This is a genomic window from Zooshikella harenae (assembly GCF_018837975.1).
Lineage (GTDB): Bacteria > Pseudomonadota > Gammaproteobacteria > Pseudomonadales > Zooshikellaceae > Zooshikella > Zooshikella harenae.
Genome location: NZ_JAGSOY010000197.1, coordinates 1 through 2269, shown reverse-complemented (window position 1 = coordinate 2269; position 2269 = coordinate 1). Strand labels below are relative to the sequence as shown.

Here is a 2269-nt window from a genome sequence, read left to right as displayed (position 1 = left end):
CCATTTACTGGCCTGGATTGATTTATTATCAATGCCTTTAGGTGGAGAACTTGGGGAAGTCTTAACAGGTGATGATTTTGCGTATTTGGATAATCAACCCTATGAGCCATGGTATGCCAGTGCAGTTAGTGTTGTTATTCCAAAAGCTTATGCCAAAAGTCCAAAAAAATCACGATTACCACTCGGCAGAGCAGTTCAGCTTTTAAAAGAACTGAAAGCGATGAAAAAAGAGTTGGATTTGGAAGATGGCTTTATTGGTGATTTAGTAAAACAAATCTGTGCCTTGATGAAAGATAAAAAAGCTCATAGTAAAAGTCCTGCGTTAAGTGAAATAAGAAAAGTTTTGTTTAAACCAGAATTATGGCGGGCAATAATTTTCGTCAAAGCTAGAATAGGTTGGAAGAGAGCTAGCAATATGCTTAAGGGCTATAGTATCCAAAGGCTATCAATATTAGAAGTAATTGGACTGATAGCTTTTTATCAAACAAATATTTCAAATGGTGTTATAAGTGAAAAAGCTGCTGCAACAATGGGAGGGACATTAAAAAAATCGTTTCAATTTGGAAATCTAAAAGATGCAAATGGAGCTCAGTTTCAACTTGCTGTAGCTGCAAGCTATATTGCTAGTGGGTTCAAGTTAAAAGGTTTTGAAGAAAAAAATTATGTAGATTTACATCTGAGAGGCGATATAGATAAATTAGAAAGGAATGTTGATATTGTTATGAAAGGGGAAAAATACGAAAAATGGATTGAGGTTAAGTCACTTCAGAAAGGGTGCAGTAATTTTTCTAGAAAATGGGTTTATATTTATAAAAAAGATAGAGGAAGTAGTAATAAGAAATGCTCTTCAGGTGGTAATTACAGAAGAGAGTTTTTCTTAGATAGAAGCTATGCTGGCCTGACGGATATTAATAGTAAGATAAAGTGGTTGGTTCATAATTTTAATAAAAAATATAAGAATGAAAAGAAAGAAGAAGGTATAAATACTAAGGAGCTGTTAATATCTAAAGTAGAAAGAATGGTTGAGGAAAAGCCTGAATTTGATATTGATTTGTCAAAACAATTTTCATTTCAGTATTTAGGGAATGTTTTTTCAAATAATGCCTGGAAAAAGTATAAATATTTAGGAAGAAAAGATCTGATTTTTGGCTGGTATCAACTGTTTGACACTGTTAAGCCATTTCATCTTCCCAAGGAAGCCATAAAAAAGAATGGGCTTAAGCTTTTAAAAAGTTATATACCTGAAGAGGATTAAGGTAACACAGATATGTCTTCAACTTATGTAACATTATCAGTTAATAGTAGTGAGTTTGGTGCTTCAAGGGAAATATGTAATGGATTATCTAATTTAAATGAAGTTAATTTTAAGGAAGTTGCTGCTTTCATATGTGAAGAAATATTAAAAGTTAACAGCAAGGAGGTTGAAACGTTATCAGATATATTTTTTGAGTATGAAATAGTGGCTGATAAAGAGGCGAGTTTCTCTAATAATTATGTTTCTTTAAAGGTTGGGTTGTCAGAGGGGGTAGAACAGTTATTCAATTTTTTTGTGGATAATAGAATGACTGACTTCATAATGGAAGCATTTAACTCAGAGTGGCAAAGTTTTGATAGCGGGTATCCTGAGGCGATAAAATACATCTGGAGAAATGGTAGGAAAGATATATTTGAATTTAATCCAGATGTTAGTGAGAATGTATCTAAAGAAACTGTTAACTTTGTTGCAGCATGTAAAAAAAATGATGTTAAGTTAGTAGAAAAGCTAGTTAAACAGGGAATTGATCCCTTAGTTTGTCATGAGTACTATCCAGGTTTTTTACATGCAGTTAAAAATGATTCAATGGATGTAGTCGAATATTTGATGGAATCAGGTTTAGATATAAATCTCGATGCTATAGATTGTGAGGAAAATAGGGTTAATGCACTTATAGTTGCAATCAAAGAAGATAATAATCGAATGACCCATTTTTTAATAAATAATGGAATTAATGTAAATTTTAAAGATTCTAAGGGGGATACAGCATTAAGTTGGTCGCTGCTAGAGTTAAATTTTTGTGCGGCAAAAAAATTAATAGATAATAATGCTGATATTAATGGAAAGAATAAATATGGATATCCTTATATTTTTAAATTAATGTTGGAGTTGAATGAGGTAGGCCAAGAGTTAGATTGTATAAATAATCTTTTTGATTATTTTGTTGTGAATGGGTTAGATATTAATATTTCTAATAATGGATATAATCTTTTAATGAAGGCCGTTAGTACAGGT

2 protein-coding genes are annotated in these 2269 nt (G+C 31.7%); both read left to right on the top strand.

Features of this window, described 5'->3' with window-relative positions:
- A partial coding sequence (locus KCG35_RS24745; RefSeq protein WP_215822523.1) for a hypothetical protein occupies positions 1-1255 on the top strand: 1255 nt, incomplete at its 5' end.
- A 12-nt stretch (positions 1256-1267) separates the two neighbouring features.
- On the top strand, positions 1268-2269 hold a 1002-nt coding region (locus KCG35_RS24740; protein WP_215822522.1), incomplete at its 3' end, for an ankyrin repeat domain-containing protein.